Genomic DNA, 2,728 nt, shown 5'->3' on the forward strand with positions numbered 1-2,728 from the left:
CCCTACAYGAGCGCGGCCGCTACCGCCCCGGCCGCCCCCTCAGAACGGCTTGGCCAGCACCAGCCACACCACGCCGATGAACAGCACCAGCGGCAGCTCGTTGAACCAGCGCAGCGCGCGCGAGGACGGCAACCGCCTGCCGCGCAGGCTGCCCTTCAACAGGCGCCCGGTCCAGGTGTAATACACCAGCAGCAGCACCACCAGTCCGAGCTTGGCGTGCAGCCAGCCGGCCGCACCGGGTGCGACCATCGTCGGGAAATCGGGAATCACCTTGTAGCCCAACCACAGCAGCAGCCCCAGGATCAGCGCCAGGCCGAACATCATGTGGCCGAACTTGTACAGGCGCAGGCCCATCAGCTGCAGGCGCTCGGTCACCGGCAGCTGGCCGGCGGTCTCGCTGAGGTTGACCAGGATCCGCGGCAGGTAGAACACCGCCGCCATCCACGCCACCACGAACAGCAGATGGAAGGTTTTTACCCAGTAGTAGGACTGCATGCGCTTGCTCCGGCGGCTGGCGTAAGGTGGCCGCCATTCTCGCATGCCCCAGTAGAGCCGCCGCATGGGTGTCTGCCGCGACCCATCGCCGCACCCGCGCCACGCATCCCGCAGCGCCAGGCCGTACGATAGGCGCCGTTTTCACGACTGCCCCCAAGCCCATGGACAAGACCTACGACGCCGCTTATTTCCAGCGCTGGTACCAGGCCGACCAGACCGGCGGCGCCGCGCGCCTGGCACGCAAGGTCGCTCTCGCGGTAGCCAGCGCCGAGTACTACCTGGAACGCCCGATCCGCAGCGTGCTCGATATCGGCTGTGGCGAAGGCGCATGGCGCGCGCCGCTGCTCAAGCTGCGGCCGCGCGTGCAGTACCTGGGCTTCGACAGCAGCGAGTACGCGGTGCAGCGCTTCGGTCGCAGCCGCAACCTGCACCTGGCCAAGGTCGGCGATTTTGCCTGGCTGCGGCCGTGCGCCCCGGTGGATCTGCTGGTCTGCTCGGATGTGATGCACTACGTGCCCAGCCGCGAGCTGCGCCCTGCCCTGGACGGCTTCGCCGAGCTCACCGGCGGCGTGGCGTTCCTGGAAGCATTCAGCGCCGAAGATGACTTCGACGGCGACCACGAGGGCTTCCAGCCCCGCCCGTCGCGCTGGTACCGGAGCCATCTCACGAAGACCGGCTTCACCGCGCTGGGCTCGCACTGCTGGCTGTCGCCCGCCCTTGCCGGCCATGCGGCGGCCCTGGAACGCGCAGACCGCTGAATCTCCACGACTAATGAGACAGACCCCGTATTAAGGCGCCGATCCCGCCTGTGCGTTATGCTGCGCGGCAACATAAGACCATACATATTCGGACGCCATGCTCTATCAGCTGCATGAGTTGACCCGCAACATGCTCGCCCCGTGGGTGCACCAGGCCCAGGCCAACGCCAAGTTCTTCGCCAACCAGGGACACTGGTGGTCGCAGATGCCTGGCGCTGATCGCCTGTCCGCGGTGAATGAGCTGTTCCATCGCATCGGCAAGGATTACGAGAAGCCCGAATGGGGCATCAACGAAATCGAGGTCGATGGCGAGCGCGTGCCGATCGTGGTGCACGAGGAAGTGAGCAAGCCGTTCTGCAAGCTGCTGCGCTTCAAGCGCCACAGCAACGAAGCCGAACAGCTGCACACCATGCTCAACCAGCCCTTCGTGCTGGTGGTGGCGCCGTTGTCGGGCCACCACGCCACGCTGCTGCGCGACACCGTGCGCACGCTGCTGCGCGACCACCGCGTGTATGTCACCGACTGGGTCGATGCGCGCATGGTGCCGGGCAGCGAGGGCGAGTTCGGCCTGGACGATTACATCGCCTACGTGCAGGAATTCATCCGCCATCTCGGCGCAGAAAAACTGCACGTGGTGAGCGTGTGCCAGCCCACCGTACCGGTGCTGGCGGCAGTGTCGCTGATGGCCAGTCGTGGCGAGCCAACCCCGCGCACGCTGGTGATGATGGGCGGCCCGATCGATGCGCGCTGCAGCCCGACGGCGGTCAACAACCTGGCCACGCAGAACCCGTTGTCGTGGTTCGAGAACAACGTCATCCACACCGTGCCGGGCACCTACCCCGGCGCCGGTCGCAGGGTGTATCCGGGCTTCCTGCAGCACGCGGGATTCCTGTCGATGAACCCGAGCCGGCACTTCAGTTCGCACTGGGATTTCTATGCCGACCTGGTCAAGGGCGACATGGAAGATGCCGATGCGCACCGTCGTTTCTACGATGAGTACAACGCCGTGCTGGACATGCCGGCCAAGTACTACCTGGACACGATTGAAGTGGTGTTCCAGCAGTTCCTGCTGCCGCGCGGAGAGTGGTTCGTCAACGGCGAGCGCGTGGATCCTTCGGCGATCACCGGTACCGCGCTGCTGAGCATCGAAGGCGAGCTGGACGATATCGCCGGGCTGGGCCAGACCGAAGCGGCGCAGGCCTTGTGCAGCGGTATTCCGGCCGAGCATCGCGAGCATTTCATCGTCGAGGGCGCCGGCCATTACGGCATCTTCAGCGGGCGTCGCTGGCGCKAAACCGTGTACCCGAAGGTGCGGGACTTCTTCGCTGCGCATGCGCAGCCGGCCAATGCCAAGCCGAAGAAAGCGGCCAAGATCGCCAGCAACGTGACCCCGCTGCGACGTAAAGCAGGCTGAAGCCAACGCAATTACGGTAGTGCCGGCCGCTGGCCGGCTCCGCGCGACGCAGATCCAAGGT

General features: G+C 65.9%; 3 protein-coding genes. 2 read left to right on the forward strand and 1 reads right to left on the reverse strand.

Annotated elements, in window-relative coordinates; genetic code table 11:
• Nucleotides 1–39 precede the first annotated feature (39 nt).
• The gene (locus tag ACXJKH_RS18265; protein ID WP_256776818.1) at nucleotides 40–495 is read right to left on the reverse strand and encodes a CopD family protein; all 456 of its coding nucleotides are present in this window, start codon (nucleotides 493–495) and stop codon (nucleotides 40–42) included.
• Between the two features lie 161 nt (nucleotides 496–656).
• On the opposite strand from ACXJKH_RS18265, the gene ACXJKH_RS18270 reads away from it, so the two are divergent.
• Nucleotides 657–1,253 carry a class I SAM-dependent DNA methyltransferase gene (locus tag ACXJKH_RS18270; RefSeq protein WP_457321465.1) on the forward strand — a complete coding sequence of 199 codons (597 nt, stop codon included), beginning with the start codon at nucleotides 657–659 and terminating at the stop codon, nucleotides 1,251–1,253.
• 97 nt (nucleotides 1,254–1,350) lie between these two features.
• Nucleotides 1,351–2,667 carry a polyhydroxyalkanoate depolymerase gene (locus ACXJKH_RS18275; protein ID WP_457321467.1) on the forward strand — a complete coding sequence of 439 codons (1,317 nt, stop codon included), beginning with the start codon at nucleotides 1,351–1,353 and terminating at the stop codon, nucleotides 2,665–2,667.
• Nucleotides 2,668–2,728: the final 61 nt, after the last annotated feature.

The sequence above is a fragment of the Stenotrophomonas sp. P5_B8 genome, assembly GCF_054049855.1.